Origin of the sequence: Paenarthrobacter nitroguajacolicus, assembly GCF_029952445.1 — a bacterium.
Taxonomy (GTDB): Bacteria; Actinomycetota; Actinomycetes; order Actinomycetales; family Micrococcaceae; genus Arthrobacter; species Arthrobacter nitroguajacolicus_B.
Map to the genome: position 1 here is coordinate 1 of NZ_JAQPPK010000001.1, position 14418 is coordinate 14418.

Below are 14418 nucleotides of genomic sequence, written 5' to 3' on the forward strand. Positions count from 1 at the left end.
CGCAGCTTGAGTGCGCCAGCGAAGGCCGACTCGACCAATTTCTGTTCTTTCCACACGGGTTATTCTGCAGCATGGGTACGTCCGAATAACCGAATACGTCCACATCTAATCCGCAGGGACGCCACTAGGATGGCGATCATGCATCTGATGCAGGATCATCTTCCCCTCCGCCCACTGGCACTCGGTGCCGCACCCTTGAAGCGCAAGCGACATAGGGAAACGCCGCACTGCGCGCGCTCGTCAACGGAGCGCCTGGCCGATCCGCTGTCACGTCAATTCCGGCAGCAGGGGTCTCACCATCCCATGTCACGGGAAACCTCTGCTCGTGCGACGTCGATGTCCGTCTGAGTGACCCCAGGTATGTCGGTGTCAGTTTCAATGCAAGACAGGAGATCCGCCAAGGCCTGTTTCTCCGCCGGGTGCGTTATCGGCACCGAGTTCAGATCAACTGACATCAGCCAGTCGTAGAGAACAACAACGTCCGCGCGCCAGAGATTGACGCTAACAGTTGGCATCGAAGGATCCATTTACCGAACTCCCCGGCTCGAGTCCGCCCCAAAATGGGGGACGCTAGAACAGAATAGCCTGGAATCGAAAACGCACGGTTCCCAGCCGTACACTGCGTATCACATCGGATGAATCATTCAGACTGAGATCTCCAGCCAACAAGGCCGTCGGGTCACAGAGTCAAGCGACGGGAACACACCACTTCGATCGACTCGAAGACAATTGCCTCATATCGACGTCGCTCCTAACTCGGTATCGTCCTGCATTCACACGACCTCGCAATTTTGACCAAGTAGTCTGATAAACAATTAGCCGACATTTTGTTTCAAAACTGTAGATATCTGGCCACGCAACTCAGATTGCATTTTCCAAACACCGCCCCTCTCCCCCGCGGCCCAAAAGCCGGTATCCGCCTTCCTCTAGTGGCAACGCAAGGCAGGGTGGGTATTCCCCCAAAGGAAACACCCACCCTGCTACAAAGGCGACGCTTAGTCTGACGGATTTGCGCCGGACCGTCGGCGTGCGACAACAACCGAAGCGGTACCTGCCGCAAGCACGCCGGCACCAACCAGCCCCCAAATCATCAGGCCGGAGTCAGCAGTGATATCCGCAGGCCCCGCTGCCGTACCAGCGTCAGTCACGCTGGAGACAGCAACAAGGTCCGCACCACCCTTGCCATTGCCGGCGCCGTGATTGCCAACGCCGTTCCCGTTATTTCCGCGTCCGTGATTGCCATTGTTGACCGCCACACGCGCGGAGCGGATGTTGCCCGAAGTGGCACCGGTAGCAGCAATCAAGTAGTTTCCAGCGTCTTCGAAGGTGATGCTGGTGGAGATTGCGCCATTGCCGTCCGCGGTAATGCTGAAGTTGGCCGGAGCGCTCCCCTGCGGGCCACCCTTCTTCTCAAAGGTGATGTTGACGGTTTCGCCTGGGATGTATCCACTGCCGGAGAAAGTGATGGATTCGCCACGATCAATAGTGCCGTCCGAAACGGTTCCCTGCTCATTGCCTGGCGCCGGGTAGGTGCCGGCCATGGCCGGCGTTATGCCTGCGAACGTGACTACTCCAGCAAGCATAAGTGTTGCAATGGTTTTTTTCATTGGGTTCCCTTGCGATGAATTAGGAAATTATGCGATATCTGCGGAATAGTCCGCAAATATAATATCCAGCCAAACCCCCCATATGTGCAGCCAGCGAAACGGTATCACTCCCCCTTCGTGAGCAGCAAGACATAAGCGCAACGGTTACACAAGATTAACCAGCGATTTACTTGACAGCATGATCTCAGTTTTTTCACGATCTATACGTCATTTATGACAACATCTACACCATGCATGACAAGCCCGTCAGCAGGCCCTGGACCATAGGTTACGTCAGGGAAACCAAAAAAGGATGCCCATCCGGTGATCCGGACAGGCATCCTTGCAGTGTCTTACGTCGGCCGGACTTTCGGCCGGCCGCTAGATGGGTGTTACTGGGCTTGCTGCTCCCCTGCGATGTTGACCAGCCAGGCAATACCAAATTTATCGACGCACATTCCGAAGGTGTCGCCCCACGGCGCGCTCTCGAGCGGCATGGTGACCGTGCCGCCGTCGGCAAGCTTGTCCCAGTAGCCACGGAGTTCGGCTTCGTCAGAGGCCTCGCCGCTCAGGGATACGGAGATATTGTTGCCCGGGTTGTATTCCATGCCGTTCGGGGTGTCGGCAGCCATAAGAGTCAAGCCATTCGGCGACACAAGCATGCCGTGCATGACCTTGTCGGCCTCGGCTGGATCCTGGCTGGCCTGGTAGTCGCCGAAGGTGCTGATGTTCAACTCCCCGCCGAAGACGGACTCGTAGAAGGTGATGGCGTCCCGGGCATTATCGCGGAACGAGATGTACGGGTTGAGGCGCGATGTCATAACGGTGTTCTCCTCATGGTTGTGGTGGGCGCACATGTCGCCGTGCGGTCATGCTAGCAGCGTCATTGGGGGCGTGTCCCCCAAACTTTTAGTCGCCGTCGTAAGCCTTTTGCAGGGCCACGATGTCCAGCTTCCTCATCTTCATCATCGCTTCCATCGCACGCCGGGAGCCGTCCGGATCCGGTCCGCTGAGGATCTGCGTAAAGCCCTTTGGAATCACCTGCCAGGACAATCCGAACTTGTCCTTCAACCAACCGCACATGCTTTCTTCCCCGCCCACCAGCAGGGCGTCCCAGTAGCGGTCGACTTCTTCCTGGGACTCACAGTTGACCACCAGCGAAACGGCCTCATTGAACTTGAAGGCGGGACCGCCGTTCAACGCCATGAATTGCCGCCCCTCCAGCTCGAACTCCACCGTCAGAGGACTGCCGTCAGGGCCGGGCATGGATCCGCCCAACGACGCATTGTCAAAGGTCGAGGTATAGAACTCGGCCGCCTCGGCCGCCTGGCCGTCAAACCACAAACAGGTCGAAATCTTCTGCATTGTCTCAGTCCTCCACGTTGTCGGGAACCGGTTGTCCCAGAACCGAGGCTAGTGGCCCAGTTGCACCCAGACAACGCCCGACGGCGCGTGGAGGCTGGGCGCCCGATCCCGCCACGCGGCTGCAGCCAAGCGCAGCGCCTCAGTCGCCTGACGCCCGGACCCGGCTGACAAGCCCGACGGTGTTGCCCTCACTGTCCTCGACGAACGCCATCCATTCCTCCGAGTCCGCGGGACCCAGGAGATCGTCTTCATGGGTGTAGATCATTCGGGGTTCAGCAATGACGTGCACACCCCGGCTCCTCAGGCTTGCAACTGTGCCGTGGAGGTCGCCGACCTCCAGATAAAGCAGCGACGACGGCGCTCCCTTCTCAAGAAGGAGCCGCACCCCGCCCACATCGAAGAACAGAAGTCCGGGAGGATCGAAAAGTGCTTGAGGCTCAGCACCCAACAAGGCCGTATAGAAGGCAGCGGCCCGTTGCAGGTCCTCGGCATGCTGGGCCACCTGAACAAATTTCATTCATCCTCCCAGGACTGCCGATGACCGCGGACTGCAGGGACCGCTTCGGCCCCTGTGAGCCATGGTGGCCGCAAGGGAGACCAACCGCAAGAGTCCCGATTTCCGTCAACTTCGCGGCAACCCCTCTGGCCGGATAATGTCAGGATCATGCCTTCACCCTCGAAATCCTGGATTGCAGCCGCTGCCGGAGACCTTGTCCTGATACTTGTCTTTGCCGCAATCGGCCGGGATGCCCATGCCCGCGGAGACATTATCTCCGGTGCCTTCATCACGGCGTGGCCGTTCCTGGCCGGTGCGCTGGTTGGCTGGATAGCCCTTCGGGTGTGGCGTGCGCCCTTTTCCCTCTGGCCATCCGGAGTGGCAGTATGGCTCTCTGCCGTGATCGTTGGGATGTTGTTGCGGGCTGCAACCGGACAAGGCGTTGCCCTCCCGTTCATTATTGTTGCGCTGATAAGCCTGGGCGTTTTCCTGCTCGGCTTCCGGGCAGTGATTGCCTTGGTTCGCCGGATTTCAGCCAGGCGGCAACACCAGGGCTGATCCGATCGGCCAACCCGTGGATGCACTAGGCTGGGAAACGTCCGCAACGCTGCTTTTCCGGAAAGGCCCCACGTGATCACCGCTTTTGTCCTGATCAAGACCGATGCCTCACGCATCCCGGAAACTGCCGAGCAAATTTCGGCCATTCAGGGCATCAGCGAGGTCTATTCAGTCACCGGCGAATGGGACCTGATCGCTGTGGCCCGGGTGTCAAAGCACGAGGACCTCGCAGACGTTATTGCCGACCGCCTGTCGAAAGTGCCCTCCGTGGTGCACACCACCACGCACATCGCTTTCCGCGCCTACTCGCAACATGACCTTGATGCTGCGTTTGCGCTCGGATTTGAATAGAGCCTGGGCGCTCGGGGGCCAAGCCTCCCGGATCAGCTTTGGCTAAGAGCCGTCCATTTGGCCAGCACTTCGGCGGCCTGACCTGAATCTACTGACTCGGTTGCCCTGCCGAGTGCCGAGCGCATGCGATCCAAAAGGCTGCCCTCGGCGTGGAGGTCGAACGCCACCAGGCCTGCGGCCGCGTTGAGGAGAACTGCGTCCCTGACCGGACCACCCTTGCCGTTGAGCACTTCCCGAACAACGCCGGCGTTGACCGTGGCATCTCCGCCTCGGAGATCCGCCACTGTGGACGGTTTGATGCCGAGCTCAGCAGGCGTAAACACCTGTTCAGTCACGGATCCATCCCTGATCTCCCACACCGTGGATGGCCCAGTGGGTGTGAGCTCATCAAGTCCGTCATCACCACGGAACACAAGGCCACGGCTTCCGCGGCGGGCCAGGACCCCGGCAACAAGCGGGGCCATCCGCACGTTCGCCACACCAACAGCGGATGCCTGGACATGTGCCGGATTGGTCATGGGACCCAGGAAATTGAACGCCGTGGGAACAGCCAATTCACGCCGAGGCACTGCAGTATGCCTGAAAGAAGGGTGGAACACCTGGGCGAAGCAGAACGTGATTCCGGCTTCTTCGGCGTTTCGGGCAACCTGCTCGATGGAAAGGTCCAAGCGGACACCAAGCGCTTCCAGCACATCTGCCGAACCCGACGTTGATGAAGCAGCCCTGTTGCCGTGCTTGACAACCTTGGCTCCGGCACCGGCCGCAACAAGGGCTGCCATAGTGGAGATGTTCACCGTATTGAGCCGGTCACCTCCCGTGCCGACGATGTCCAGCTTTTCCCCGGAGATCGAAATCGGATTGGCATGCTGGACCATGGCCTCCACCAGGCCGGCCAACTCCTCCACCGTTTCACCCTTTGAGCGCAGGGCCACCAGGAAGCCTGCGATCTGTGACGGGGTAGCCTCACCGGACATGATCGTGTTCATGGCCCACTCTGTATTGCCCACTGCAAGGTCGTCGCCGTTGATCAGTGCTGAGATGAGCCCTGGCCAGGTGTTGCTGGCTGCAGGTGCCGATGCCGGAGAAGTCACTCCCTGATGCTATCGAGCCAGCCACGCCGATGACCAATGTGAACCCGGCCGGGAACTTTTCCGCGCGATTTCGCGTCTTTGTAGAAAAAGTCTCCCGAATCGGTGGTTTGCATTGGGAACTCTGGACTTTTACAGACATAATGTCCTTGTGACATCTGCGACCCATGCCCCCAGTACCCCGGCGCACCCGACGCTGAACCGCCCCAACCTGGTTTCTGTTGGAACCGTTGTTTGGCTGTCCAGTGAGTTGATGTTCTTCGCCGGTCTCTTTGCCATGTACTTCACCCTTCGCTCCACATCAGGACTGATGTGGGCAGAAGAGACGGCCAAGCTCAACTTCCCGTTTGCGCTCGTCAACACCATCGTCCTTGTGGCAAGTTCGTTTACTTGCCAGATGGGTGTCTTTGCCGCCGAGCGGCTCGAACCGCGCCGCACCGGCGGGCTCTTGCAGTTCACCCGCTGGGGCATGACCGAATGGTTCACCCTCACCTTCATCATGGGTGCCTTCTTCGTTGCCGGGCAGACCACGGAATACGCCATGCTCGTATCCGAGCACGTATCCCTGTCGTCCAACGCCTACGGCTCCGCCTTCTACATGACCACGGGCTTCCACGGCCTCCACGTCATCGGCGGCCTGATCGCTTTCCTCTTCATCATCGGTCGTGCATTTGCGGCCAAGAAGTTCGGACACTTTGAAGCGACGTCGGCAATCGTCACCTCGTACTACTGGCACTTCGTTGACGTTGTTTGGATTGGCCTCTTCCTGGTCATCTACGTCCTCAAGTAAGCCCGGCTTGACTCTTTTTCTACAAGAGGCAGAATTTCAAGAAGCGGCTCGCGGAGCCGACGCAGGATCGAATAAAGGAACCACCACGTGAAGGCACTCTCGCAGAAGCGACGTCACCCACTGGCAGCAATTGCGCTGCTGTTGATGGGCCTCCTCCTCACTGGTGGGCTGTACGCCGTTGCCACATCCGTCAACCAAGCCAAGGCCGACACCACAAGCTACAGCGCCAGTGACGTAGAACAAGGCGGCAAGCTTTTTGCCGCCAACTGCGCCACCTGCCACGGCATGGGTGCCAGCGGATCCCAGGACGGACCCTCGCTGGTCGGTGTGGGTGCTGCCGCCGTTGACTTCCAGGTTGGTACCGGTCGTATGCCCATGCAGATGAATGGCCCGCAGGCCCAGCAGAAGCCCGCCCAGTTCAATGAAGAGCAGACCAAGCAGCTCTCTGCCTATGTCGCATCCCTCGGCGCCGGCCCGGCCATCCCCGAGGAGCACCTCCTCGACGGCAAGGGTGACGCTGCCAAAGGTGGCGAACTCTTCCGGGTCAACTGCGCCATGTGCCACAACGCAGCTGCTGCTGGTGGCGCCCTGACACGAGGCAAGTTCGCCCCGGCCCTTGCAGGCGTAAGCTCACAGCACATCTACGAAGCAATGGCCACGGGTCCCCAGAACATGCCTGTGTTCAACGACTCAAACGTCACCCCTGAAGACAAGCGCGACATCATCACCTTCCTGAAGACCATTGAAGCCAATGGTTCCCCGGGTGGTGCTGACCTTGGATCCCTTGGTCCGGTCTCTGAGGGCCTGTTCGTCTGGGTTGCCGGTCTGGGTGTCATCATCGCGTTCACGATCTGGCTGACGTCCCGTACGTCCTGATCGAGACGCAACAAAAACTTCTGCTGCACGTTCAGCAGTTTGAAACTGAAAATAACTCGGCCCCGGCCGAGACAACGAGAGAAGGATGAGGCGAATTATGGGCAACCATAGTGACGGCAGTCCGAACCACTCGGGCACCGTAGCTACGGCTGGTCAGAATGAGGTGGAGAAGTTCCAGGATCCTGGACTGCCTCCGCATCGTTTGCGCCTGGCTGACACGGACCCGGTAGCCGCGAAGCGCGCCGAGCGTCAGGTAGCCATTCTGTTTGGCACCTCCGTCATCGGAACGCTGGTCTTCCTGGTGGCGTACTTCGCCATCGACCTGGGCGACGACACCACCATTGCGACCATCCGCACCCAGAACCTCCTTTTGGGTCTCGGCACGGCCTTTGCAATGCTCGGTATCGGTACCGGCATCGTGCATTGGGCCAAGGCCCTGATGCCCGACCACGAGGTGTCCGAAGAGCGCCATGCCATCCGTACCGAAGAGGATCGCCAAGCTGCAGTCCGCATCGTCGACGACATCGTCGAGGAAACCGGCATCAAGCGCCGTCCGCTGATCCGCAACACCCTTCTTGGTGCTGTCGCCTTGGCTCCCCTGCCTGCCCTCGCCATCTTTGGCGACCTGGGCCCGCGTCCGGACAAAGCCCTCGCACACACCATGTGGGCTCCCCAGGACGGCAAGCTCAAGCGCCTGACCCGCGACCCCGATGGCACTCCCATCAAGGCCTCGGACGTCACCATCGGCTCTGCCTTCCACGTGATTCCGGAGGGCCTCAACGAGCTCCACGAGGGCAAGTTGAACGAAAAGGCCAAGGCCGTCGTCCTCCTGATGCGCCTGGACCCGAATTCACTGCACCCTTCCGAGGGCCGTGAAAGCTGGAGCTACAACGGAATCGTTGCCTACTCCAAGATCTGCACCCACGTCGGTTGCCCGGTTGCTCTTTACGAGCAGCAGACGCACCACCTTCTGTGCCCGTGCCACCAGTCCACTTTTGACCTTACGCAGGAATGCAAGGTCATCTTCGGGCCGGCAAGCCGTCCGCTTCCTCAGCTGCCCATCGCAGTCGATGCAGAGGGCTACCTCGTCGCTACCAGCGACTTCAGAGAACCTGTAGGACCGAGTTACTGGGAGCGTGACGAGCATGAGCGCCTCATCAACAGCTGAAGCCCCCTTCGTTCCGAAGACCAAGGTTGGTAGTTTCACCAACTTCGTAGACGAGCGTGTGGGCGGCTCCGGCATCCTGCGTGAGTTCGGCCGGAAGGTCTTCCCCGACCACTGGTCGTTCATGTTCGGTGAGGTGGCGCTGTACTCCTTCGTCATCCTGCTGATGTCGGGTACCTTCCTGACCTTCTTCTTCGACCCGTCCATGGCAGAAACCCACTACCAGGGTTCCTACACGCCGTTGTACAACGTCGAAATGTCAGTGGCCTACAACTCATCGCTGAACATCTCCTTCGATGTCCGCGGTGGGCTCTTCATGCGCCAGGTTCACCACTGGGCGGCCTTGCTGTTCGTGGCATCCCTTGGTGTGCACATGCTGCGCGTCTTCTTTACGGGTGCTTTCCGCAAACCCCGTGAAATGAACTGGGTTGTTGGCGGCGTCCTGCTTATCCTGGCCATGGCTGCAGGCTTCACCGGCTACTCACTCCCCGATGACCTGCTTTCCGGCAACGGCCTGCGCATCATCGACGGCGTAATCAAGTCGATTCCGGTCATCGGAACCTACATCTCGTTCTTCCTCTTCGGTGGAGAATTCCCGGGTACGGCCATCATCGGCCGCCTGTACGTGCTGCACATCCTCCTGGTTCCCGCCCTCATCCTCCTGATGATCGTGATCCACCTGTTCATGGTGGTTGTCCACAAGCACACGCAGTACCCCGGCCCGGGCCGCAACGACGGCAACGTCGTCGGTTACCCCCTCGGCCCGGTTTACGCGGCCAAGGCCGGTGGCTTCTTCTTCATCGTGTTCGGTGTCCTGGCGCTCATGGCGGCAGCATTCACCATCAACCCGATTTGGAACTACGGTCCATACGACCCCTCCCCTGTTTCGGCAGGTACCCAGCCTGACTGGTACATCGGATTCGTCGATGGTGCGCTGCGGCTTATGCCTGGCGTGGTCAATAACTTCCACTTCGAATGGATTGTCTTTGGCCACACACTCACGCTGAACGTACTTCTACCGGCTCTCGTGCCGGCTGGAATCATCTTCACCGTCCTGTTCATGTACCCGTGGATCGAACGCTGGGTGACCAAGGACAACCGCGAGCACCACGTTCTGGACCGCCCCCGCAATGCGCCTACCCGCACTGCGATCGGTGTAGCCGGATTCACCTGGTACTGCGTCATGTGGGCCGCTGCAGGCTCGGACCTTATCGCCACCCACTTCCATGTGTCCCTGAATGATGTGACGTACTGGTTGCGGACGCTGTTCTTCATCGGCCCGATCATTGCTTTCATTGTGACGAAGCGAATTGCGCTGGCTCTGCAGCGCAAGGACCGCGAAATTGCACTCCATGGTCGCGAAACCGGACGCATCGTCCGACTCCCGCACGGTGAGTTCATCGAGGTCCACGCTCCCCTGGACGAGTACAAGCGCTACAAGCTCGTAGGCTTCGAGTCACCGGCTCCCCTGCCGGCGCAGCCCAACGAGCACGGCGTTGTCACCCGCAAGGAAAAGCGTCGCGCGGCACTTTCCCGGTGGTTCTTCGAAGACCGCGTTGCTCCGGCAACACCTGCAGAACTCGAAGCAGCACACTCGCATGGCCATCACGAGGCCATCGCAGCTGGCGACGAACAGAAGAGCCTGAGCCACTAACGGCCCGGTCCTCAACGTAAAAGAAGGGGCACAGTCCAAATGGACTGTGCCCCTTCTTTTTTCATTTCCACTATTACTGCGTCCGGTATCCCGACGCATAGTTGCGCGTAGGCCGCACGCCGGGCCGTTGCAGGGGAACCCACAACTTGTACCTGTCCGCCCGATAGTAGGAGACGGAGTAGTCCACCATGGCACGAGCAACAAAGGCGTGCCGCTGGATCTTCAGCAACGGCGAACCCACGTCTACGTTCAGGAGCCTGGCCGTAGATGGCGATGCCGCAGTTGCCTCGATCATGTCCTCGCCCCACTCCATGACCAGGCCATACCGTTCACTCAGTACGTTGTACAAGGACGTTGGGGGCGCTTCATCGAGGAGACCCGGCACACGGTGTGCCGGAATGAAGTTCTCATCCACGCTCATGGGCTCGTTATCGGCCAGCAGGAGGCGGCGGAACCGCACCAAGGGTGTGCCTTCGTCGAGTTGCAGTTCGCGGGCCAGGAACGCACTGGCCGCAATCTGCTCGAAGCTCAGCACTTTAGCTGCAGGGACCATGCCACGACGCTGCATTTCCTCGCTGTAGGACGTCAGCTTCACCTGGAGGTCGAGCTTCGGCTTCCTGACAAAGGTCCCCAGGCCCACAACACGCTCGATGACTTCCTCACCAACCAACGCATCAATGGCCTGTCGGACAGTCATCCGGGCCAGGCCAAAGCGCTCCGAAAGATCCCGCTCAGAAGGAAGGGCCGAGCCAGGCGGACAGGACTGCGCAATGAAGGTCCGAAGGATCTCACGCAGTTGAATGTAGATGGGCGTGCTGCTTGACCGGTCAATCTCGCCGGCGATGCCCGCTGCGTCAGCCACGGCAGAATTCGAGCAATTGAGTCATGGTTCAAATATAAAACAGACGGGCCACAGGTCTAGACCAGCAGCCGGCAACTGGTTACCGTCCCACATTGGCGGCTACTCTTGTAGGGATCAATTTCCGGCGAAGTAACCGCCGTAGCAAAGGAGCTGGCTTGCCGCAGCAGAAAGCGTTAGTAGCCGCCGAGATCGGCCTTCATGCCCGGGCGGCAGCAGTTTTCGTCCGGGCTGTCACCGAGACAGGGCTTCCGGTGACCATCCGCAAGTCGGGCGGACAACGGGTAGATGCCCGCTCACTGTTGGAAGTCATGACAGAAGACTTCGGGCATGGTTGCGAAGTACTCCTGGAGGTCGCTCCTGACGCCCTCACAAGCTCTCAGACACTGGCAGCGGCAAAGAATGCGCTTGCCGTCCTGTCGTCCGTTCTGGAGGCCCCGGAGGCCCGCTGAGGACTGCTCCACGTCCGGACGCCAGCGCACGCTGTACAGCACCGGCTTGGGGCAGTGTGGTTGTATGCAAAATGAGGATGGGCCCCACCTTTCGGTGGGGCCCATCCTCATGTGTATCTAGGTTGTGCTCTGTAGTGCTAGTGGGCGTGATCGCCGCGGCTGTATTCGAAGACCCAGCCAATCAGGGCAACAATCGCCAGGCCACCGGCAACATATGTCACCCAGAAACCAATGGCCAAGCCCAGGAATCCACCTGCGCAGGACAGACCGAGTACCAAGGGCCACCAGCTCCAGGGGCTGAAGTGACCCTGCTCCCCTGCGCCCTCGTGGATCTCGGCGTCAGGACGGTCCTCCGGACGCATTCCGATGCGCCGTCCGGTGAATCCGAGGTAGGCGCCGATCATGCCGGCCAGGCCACCGACGAGCAGGATGCCGAGCACGCCTACCCATTCTTTCCATTCGGTCAGGAAGCCGTACGCAATAGCTACTGGCACGAAGAAGAAGACTCCGGCTCCGAAGAGCCACGATTCAATTTTCATTTGCTGACGTCCCTCTGGTCGGCGTTACCCAAAACTGCTGCTGCGGGTGACGGAGCCTCGGCGGTGTGCACCTGGGCCAACTCCGGGTGGTGGAGATCCAGGGCCGGGCGTTCGGAGCGGATACGGGGCAGGGAGGTGAAGTTGTGGCGAGGCGGCGGGCAGGACGTTGCCCATTCCAGCGAAGCACCGAAGCCCCACGGGTCATCAACTTCAACCTTCTTGTCGCTGCGCCATGTGATGTAGACGTTCCAGAAGAACGGCAGCAACGAGGCGCCCAGGACGAAGGAGGAGATGGTGGAGAACTGGTTCATCCACGTGAAGTTATCCTGCGGCATGTAGTCGGCGTAACGGCGCGGCATACCTTCCACACCCAACCAGTGCTGGATGAGGAACGTGCCGTGGAAGCCGAGGAACAGCAGCCAGAAGTGGATCTTTCCGAGCCGTTCGTTCAGCATCTTGCCGGTCCACTTGGGCCACCAGAAGTAGAACCCGGCGAACATGGCGAATACAACGGTGCCGAACACCACGTAGTGGAAGTGGGCGACCACGAAGTAGGAGTCGGAAACGTGGAAGTCCAGCGGCGGCGATGCCAGGATGATGCCGGTCAGGCCACCGAAGAGGAAGGTCACCAGGAAGCCAATGCTCCACAGCATGGGCGTTTCGAAAGTGATGGATCCCTGCCACAAGGTGCCGATCCAGTTGAAGAACTTCACGCCCGTCGGAACTGCGATCAGCATTGTCATGAACGCGAAGAACGGCAGCAGGACTGAACCGGTCACGTACATGTGGTGCGCCCACACCGTCACGGACAGCGCTGCGATGGCAATGGTTGCGTACACAAGGCCCTTGTAGCCGAAGATCGGCTTCCGGCTGAAGACCGGGAAGATCTCGGAGACAATACCGAAGAACGGCAGGGCGATGATGTACACCTCGGGGTGGCCGAAGAACCAGAACAGGTGCTGCCAGAGGACGGCACCGCCGTTTTCGGGATCGAAGATGTGAGCGCCGAACCGGCGGTCAGCGCCAAGGGCGAACAGGGCAGCAGCCAGCGGCGGGAAGGCCATGAGGACCAGGATCGCCGTCACCAGGGTGTTCCAGGTGAAGATCGGCATACGCCACATGGTCATGCCCGGGGCGCGCATGCAGATGATGGTGGTGATGAAGTTGACGGCACCAAGGATGGTTCCGAAGCCTGAGAGCGCAAGTCCAAAGACCCACAAGTCCCCACCAACGCCAGGGCTGAATGTTGTATTCGACAACGGGGCATAGGCAAACCAACCGAAGCTGGCAGCACCCTGCGGGGTGATGAAGCCGGAGACGGCGATGGTGGAACCGAAGAGGAAGAACCAGAAAGCCAGTGCGTTCAGACGCGGGAATGCAACGTCAGGCGCACCGATCTGCAACGGCATGATCACGTTGGCGAAGCCGGCGAACAGAGGAGTTGCGAACATCAGCAGCATTACTGTGCCGTGCATGGTGAACATCTGGTTGTACTGCTCTTTGGTCTGCAGGATCTGCATACCGGGCTCGAACAGTTCTGCGCGGATCAACAGCGCCATGACGCCACCGAGGCAGAAGAACACGAACGACGCAATGAGGTACATGTACCCGATGGTCTTGTGGTCCGTGGAGGTGATCCAGTTGACGACGATGCGTCCCTTGGATTTAGGAACTACGGGAGCCTCGAGGGTCCCGGCGGATTGAGTGTAAGTAGCCACGTCGCTCCCCTTACTTTTCGTTCAGGTTCGGATTGCGGTCATATTCCGCACCGAGCAGGCCCGTGTTGCCATCCTGGCGGAGCTTGTCCATGTGGGCCTTGAACTCAGACTCAGAGACAACCTTGACGCGGAAAAGCATTTCGGAGTGGTATTCACCGCAAAGTTCAGCGCACTTTCCATCGAAGGTGCCTTCCTTCGTGGGGGTGAAACGGATGTAGTTGGTCTTGCCCGGGATCATGTCGCGCTTCTGGAGGAACGCGGGGACCCAGAAAGAGTGGATGACATCGCGGGAGTTCAGTTCCAGGTCGACTGACTTGTTGACCGGCAAGTAGAGCGTGGGAAGCAGGTCCTTGTCGACCTCGTTGCCGGTCAGGTGAGCCTGAACGCCGGCCTCGTGGAGGTCCTCAGTGATGACCTGGCCCTGCTTGTAGTTGAAGTCCCAGGCCCACTGCTTGCCGCGGACGTCAACAACGACGTCGGCAGGCTGTGAACGATCGTCGATCGCGCGCTGGTCCTGGTCGGTGAAGTAGAAGAACACCAGCACCATGAACAGCGGGATGGTCAAGTAGAAGACCTCGAGCGGCAGGTTGTAGCTGAGCTGCTTGGGGAATCCCGTGGTGCCCTTGCGGCGACGGTAGGCAATGATGCACCAGACCAGGAGGCCCCACGTGATGATACCGACTGCCAAGGCGGCGATCCATGAGTTGACCCAGAGGTCCATGATCCGGTCAGTGTGGTTGGTCGTGCCGCGCTCTGTAGGCAGCCAACCCTTCTCTACCTCTGGTGAACATCCGGTCAAAACCAACGCGCCGGCGAGTGCCAAGCCAGTGATCGAGGTGATCTTTATGCGTCGGCTGCCGGTTCGGTTCTGCGAACTCACAGACGGCCCTTCCTCTTGTTGCTGTCTCCCGGCAGGCCGAA

Annotated in this window: 17 protein-coding genes; 7 read left to right on the top strand and 10 right to left on the bottom strand. The window is 59.7% G+C overall.

Going from position 1 to position 14418, the window contains the following annotated elements; translation table 11 throughout:
• Nucleotides 1–293: 293 nt before the first annotated feature.
• The 5 genes from PJL15_RS00005 to PJL15_RS00025 all read right to left on the bottom strand — a co-directional run bounded on the left by PJL15_RS00005 (nucleotide 294) and on the right by PJL15_RS00025 (nucleotide 3468).
• Entirely contained in the window at nucleotides 294–515 is a 222-nt protein-coding gene (locus PJL15_RS00005) for a hypothetical protein (RefSeq protein WP_281449182.1), read from the bottom strand.
• A gap of 480 nt (nucleotides 516–995) precedes the next feature.
• Nucleotides 996–1607 (bottom strand): hypothetical protein, encoded by a 612-nt coding sequence (locus tag PJL15_RS00010; RefSeq protein ID WP_281449183.1) that lies wholly within the window; start codon nucleotides 1605–1607, stop codon nucleotides 996–998.
• A 371-nt stretch (nucleotides 1608–1978) separates the two neighbouring features.
• Entirely contained in the window at nucleotides 1979–2407 is a 429-nt protein-coding gene (locus PJL15_RS00015; protein ID WP_281449184.1) for a VOC family protein, read from the bottom strand.
• An 88-nt stretch (nucleotides 2408–2495) separates the two neighbouring features.
• Nucleotides 2496–2951, bottom strand: coding sequence for a VOC family protein (locus tag PJL15_RS00020; protein ID WP_281449185.1), 456 nt, complete (start codon nucleotides 2949–2951; stop codon nucleotides 2496–2498).
• 139 nt (nucleotides 2952–3090) lie between these two features.
• Nucleotides 3091–3468, bottom strand: a complete 378-nt coding sequence (locus tag PJL15_RS00025; protein ID WP_281449186.1) for a VOC family protein — start codon at nucleotides 3466–3468, stop codon at nucleotides 3091–3093.
• A gap of 147 nt (nucleotides 3469–3615) precedes the next feature.
• On the opposite strand from PJL15_RS00025, the gene PJL15_RS00030 reads away from it, so the two are divergent.
• On the top strand, nucleotides 3616–4005 hold the full coding sequence (locus tag PJL15_RS00030) for a DUF3054 domain-containing protein (protein ID WP_281449187.1): 390 nt from the start codon (nucleotides 3616–3618) through the stop codon (nucleotides 4003–4005).
• A 72-nt stretch (nucleotides 4006–4077) separates the two neighbouring features.
• Complete coding sequence (locus PJL15_RS00035; RefSeq protein ID WP_018777675.1) at nucleotides 4078–4356, top strand: Lrp/AsnC family transcriptional regulator; 279 nt, start codon at nucleotides 4078–4080, stop codon at nucleotides 4354–4356.
• Nucleotides 4357–4388: 32 nt separating this feature from the next.
• Here the strand turns inward: PJL15_RS00035 and trpD are convergent, their stop codons facing one another.
• Nucleotides 4389–5447: an anthranilate phosphoribosyltransferase gene (gene trpD, locus PJL15_RS00040; protein ID WP_281449188.1), complete on the bottom strand. Its 1059-nt coding sequence runs from the start codon at nucleotides 5445–5447 to the stop codon at nucleotides 4389–4391.
• A 148-nt stretch (nucleotides 5448–5595) separates the two neighbouring features.
• On the opposite strand from trpD, the gene ctaE reads away from it, so the two are divergent.
• From ctaE to qcrB, 4 genes are all read left to right on the top strand, one after another.
• Complete coding sequence (gene ctaE, locus PJL15_RS00045; protein ID WP_079581410.1) at nucleotides 5596–6234, top strand: aa3-type cytochrome oxidase subunit III; 639 nt, start codon at nucleotides 5596–5598, stop codon at nucleotides 6232–6234.
• Between the two features lie 87 nt (nucleotides 6235–6321).
• Nucleotides 6322–7110, top strand: coding sequence for a cytochrome bc1 complex diheme cytochrome c subunit (gene qcrC, locus PJL15_RS00050; protein WP_281449189.1), 789 nt, complete (start codon nucleotides 6322–6324; stop codon nucleotides 7108–7110).
• Between the two features lie 97 nt (nucleotides 7111–7207).
• Nucleotides 7208–8278 (top strand): cytochrome bc1 complex Rieske iron-sulfur subunit, encoded by a 1071-nt coding sequence (gene qcrA / locus PJL15_RS00055; RefSeq protein WP_281449190.1) that lies wholly within the window; start codon nucleotides 7208–7210, stop codon nucleotides 8276–8278.
• Nucleotides 8256–9929, top strand: a complete 1674-nt coding sequence (qcrB, locus tag PJL15_RS00060; RefSeq protein WP_281449191.1) for a cytochrome bc1 complex cytochrome b subunit — start codon at nucleotides 8256–8258, stop codon at nucleotides 9927–9929. Before qcrA ends, qcrB begins: the two co-directional genes overlap by 23 nt.
• 73 nt (nucleotides 9930–10002) lie before the next feature.
• On the opposite strand, the gene PJL15_RS00065 is transcribed toward qcrB, so the two are convergent.
• Complete coding sequence (locus PJL15_RS00065) at nucleotides 10003–10791, bottom strand: GntR family transcriptional regulator (RefSeq protein WP_281449192.1); 789 nt, start codon at nucleotides 10789–10791, stop codon at nucleotides 10003–10005.
• Nucleotides 10792–10946: 155 nt separating this feature from the next.
• On the opposite strand from PJL15_RS00065, the gene PJL15_RS00070 reads away from it, so the two are divergent.
• Nucleotides 10947–11240 (top strand): HPr family phosphocarrier protein, encoded by a 294-nt coding sequence (locus PJL15_RS00070; RefSeq protein ID WP_281449193.1) that lies wholly within the window; start codon nucleotides 10947–10949, stop codon nucleotides 11238–11240.
• A 137-nt stretch (nucleotides 11241–11377) separates the two neighbouring features.
• On the opposite strand, the gene PJL15_RS00075 is transcribed toward PJL15_RS00070, so the two are convergent.
• The 3 genes from PJL15_RS00075 to ctaC are packed head-to-tail and all read right to left on the bottom strand — an operon-like array spanning nucleotide 11378 to nucleotide 14377.
• Nucleotides 11378–11779 carry a cytochrome c oxidase subunit 4 gene (locus PJL15_RS00075; protein ID WP_281449194.1) on the bottom strand — a complete coding sequence of 134 codons (402 nt, stop codon included), beginning with the start codon at nucleotides 11777–11779 and terminating at the stop codon, nucleotides 11378–11380.
• Nucleotides 11776–13497 carry an aa3-type cytochrome oxidase subunit I gene (gene ctaD, locus PJL15_RS00080; RefSeq protein ID WP_189017820.1) on the bottom strand — a complete coding sequence of 574 codons (1722 nt, stop codon included), beginning with the start codon at nucleotides 13495–13497 and terminating at the stop codon, nucleotides 11776–11778. The genes PJL15_RS00075 and ctaD overlap by 4 nt, the downstream gene beginning before the upstream one ends.
• Nucleotides 13498–13507: 10 nt before the next feature.
• Nucleotides 13508–14377, bottom strand: a complete 870-nt coding sequence (ctaC, locus tag PJL15_RS00085; RefSeq protein WP_281449195.1) for an aa3-type cytochrome oxidase subunit II — start codon at nucleotides 14375–14377, stop codon at nucleotides 13508–13510.
• Nucleotides 14378–14418: the final 41 nt, after the last annotated feature.

Excerpts from the sequence above, each read along its gene's own strand:
- PJL15_RS00005 (WP_281449182.1), bottom strand. The coding sequence starts at position 515 with ATGCCAACTGTTAGCGTCAATCTCTGGCGCGCGGACGTTGTTGTTCTC.
- PJL15_RS00010 (WP_281449183.1), bottom strand. The coding sequence starts at position 1,607 with ATGAAAAAAACCATTGCAACACTTATGCTTGCTGGAGTAGTCACGTTC.
- PJL15_RS00015 (WP_281449184.1), bottom strand. The coding sequence starts at position 2,407 with ATGACATCGCGCCTCAACCCGTACATCTCGTTCCGCGATAATGCCCGG.
- PJL15_RS00020 (WP_281449185.1), bottom strand. The coding sequence starts at position 2,951 with ATGCAGAAGATTTCGACCTGTTTGTGGTTTGACGGCCAGGCGGCCGAG.
- PJL15_RS00025 (WP_281449186.1), bottom strand. The coding sequence starts at position 3,468 with ATGAAATTTGTTCAGGTGGCCCAGCATGCCGAGGACCTGCAACGGGCC.
- PJL15_RS00030 (WP_281449187.1), top strand. The coding sequence starts at position 3,616 with ATGCCTTCACCCTCGAAATCCTGGATTGCAGCCGCTGCCGGAGACCTT.
- qcrA (WP_281449190.1), top strand. The coding sequence starts at position 7,208 with ATGGGCAACCATAGTGACGGCAGTCCGAACCACTCGGGCACCGTAGCT.
- qcrB (WP_281449191.1), top strand. The coding sequence starts at position 8,256 with ATGAGCGCCTCATCAACAGCTGAAGCCCCCTTCGTTCCGAAGACCAAG.
- PJL15_RS00075 (WP_281449194.1), bottom strand. The coding sequence starts at position 11,779 with ATGAAAATTGAATCGTGGCTCTTCGGAGCCGGAGTCTTCTTCTTCGTG.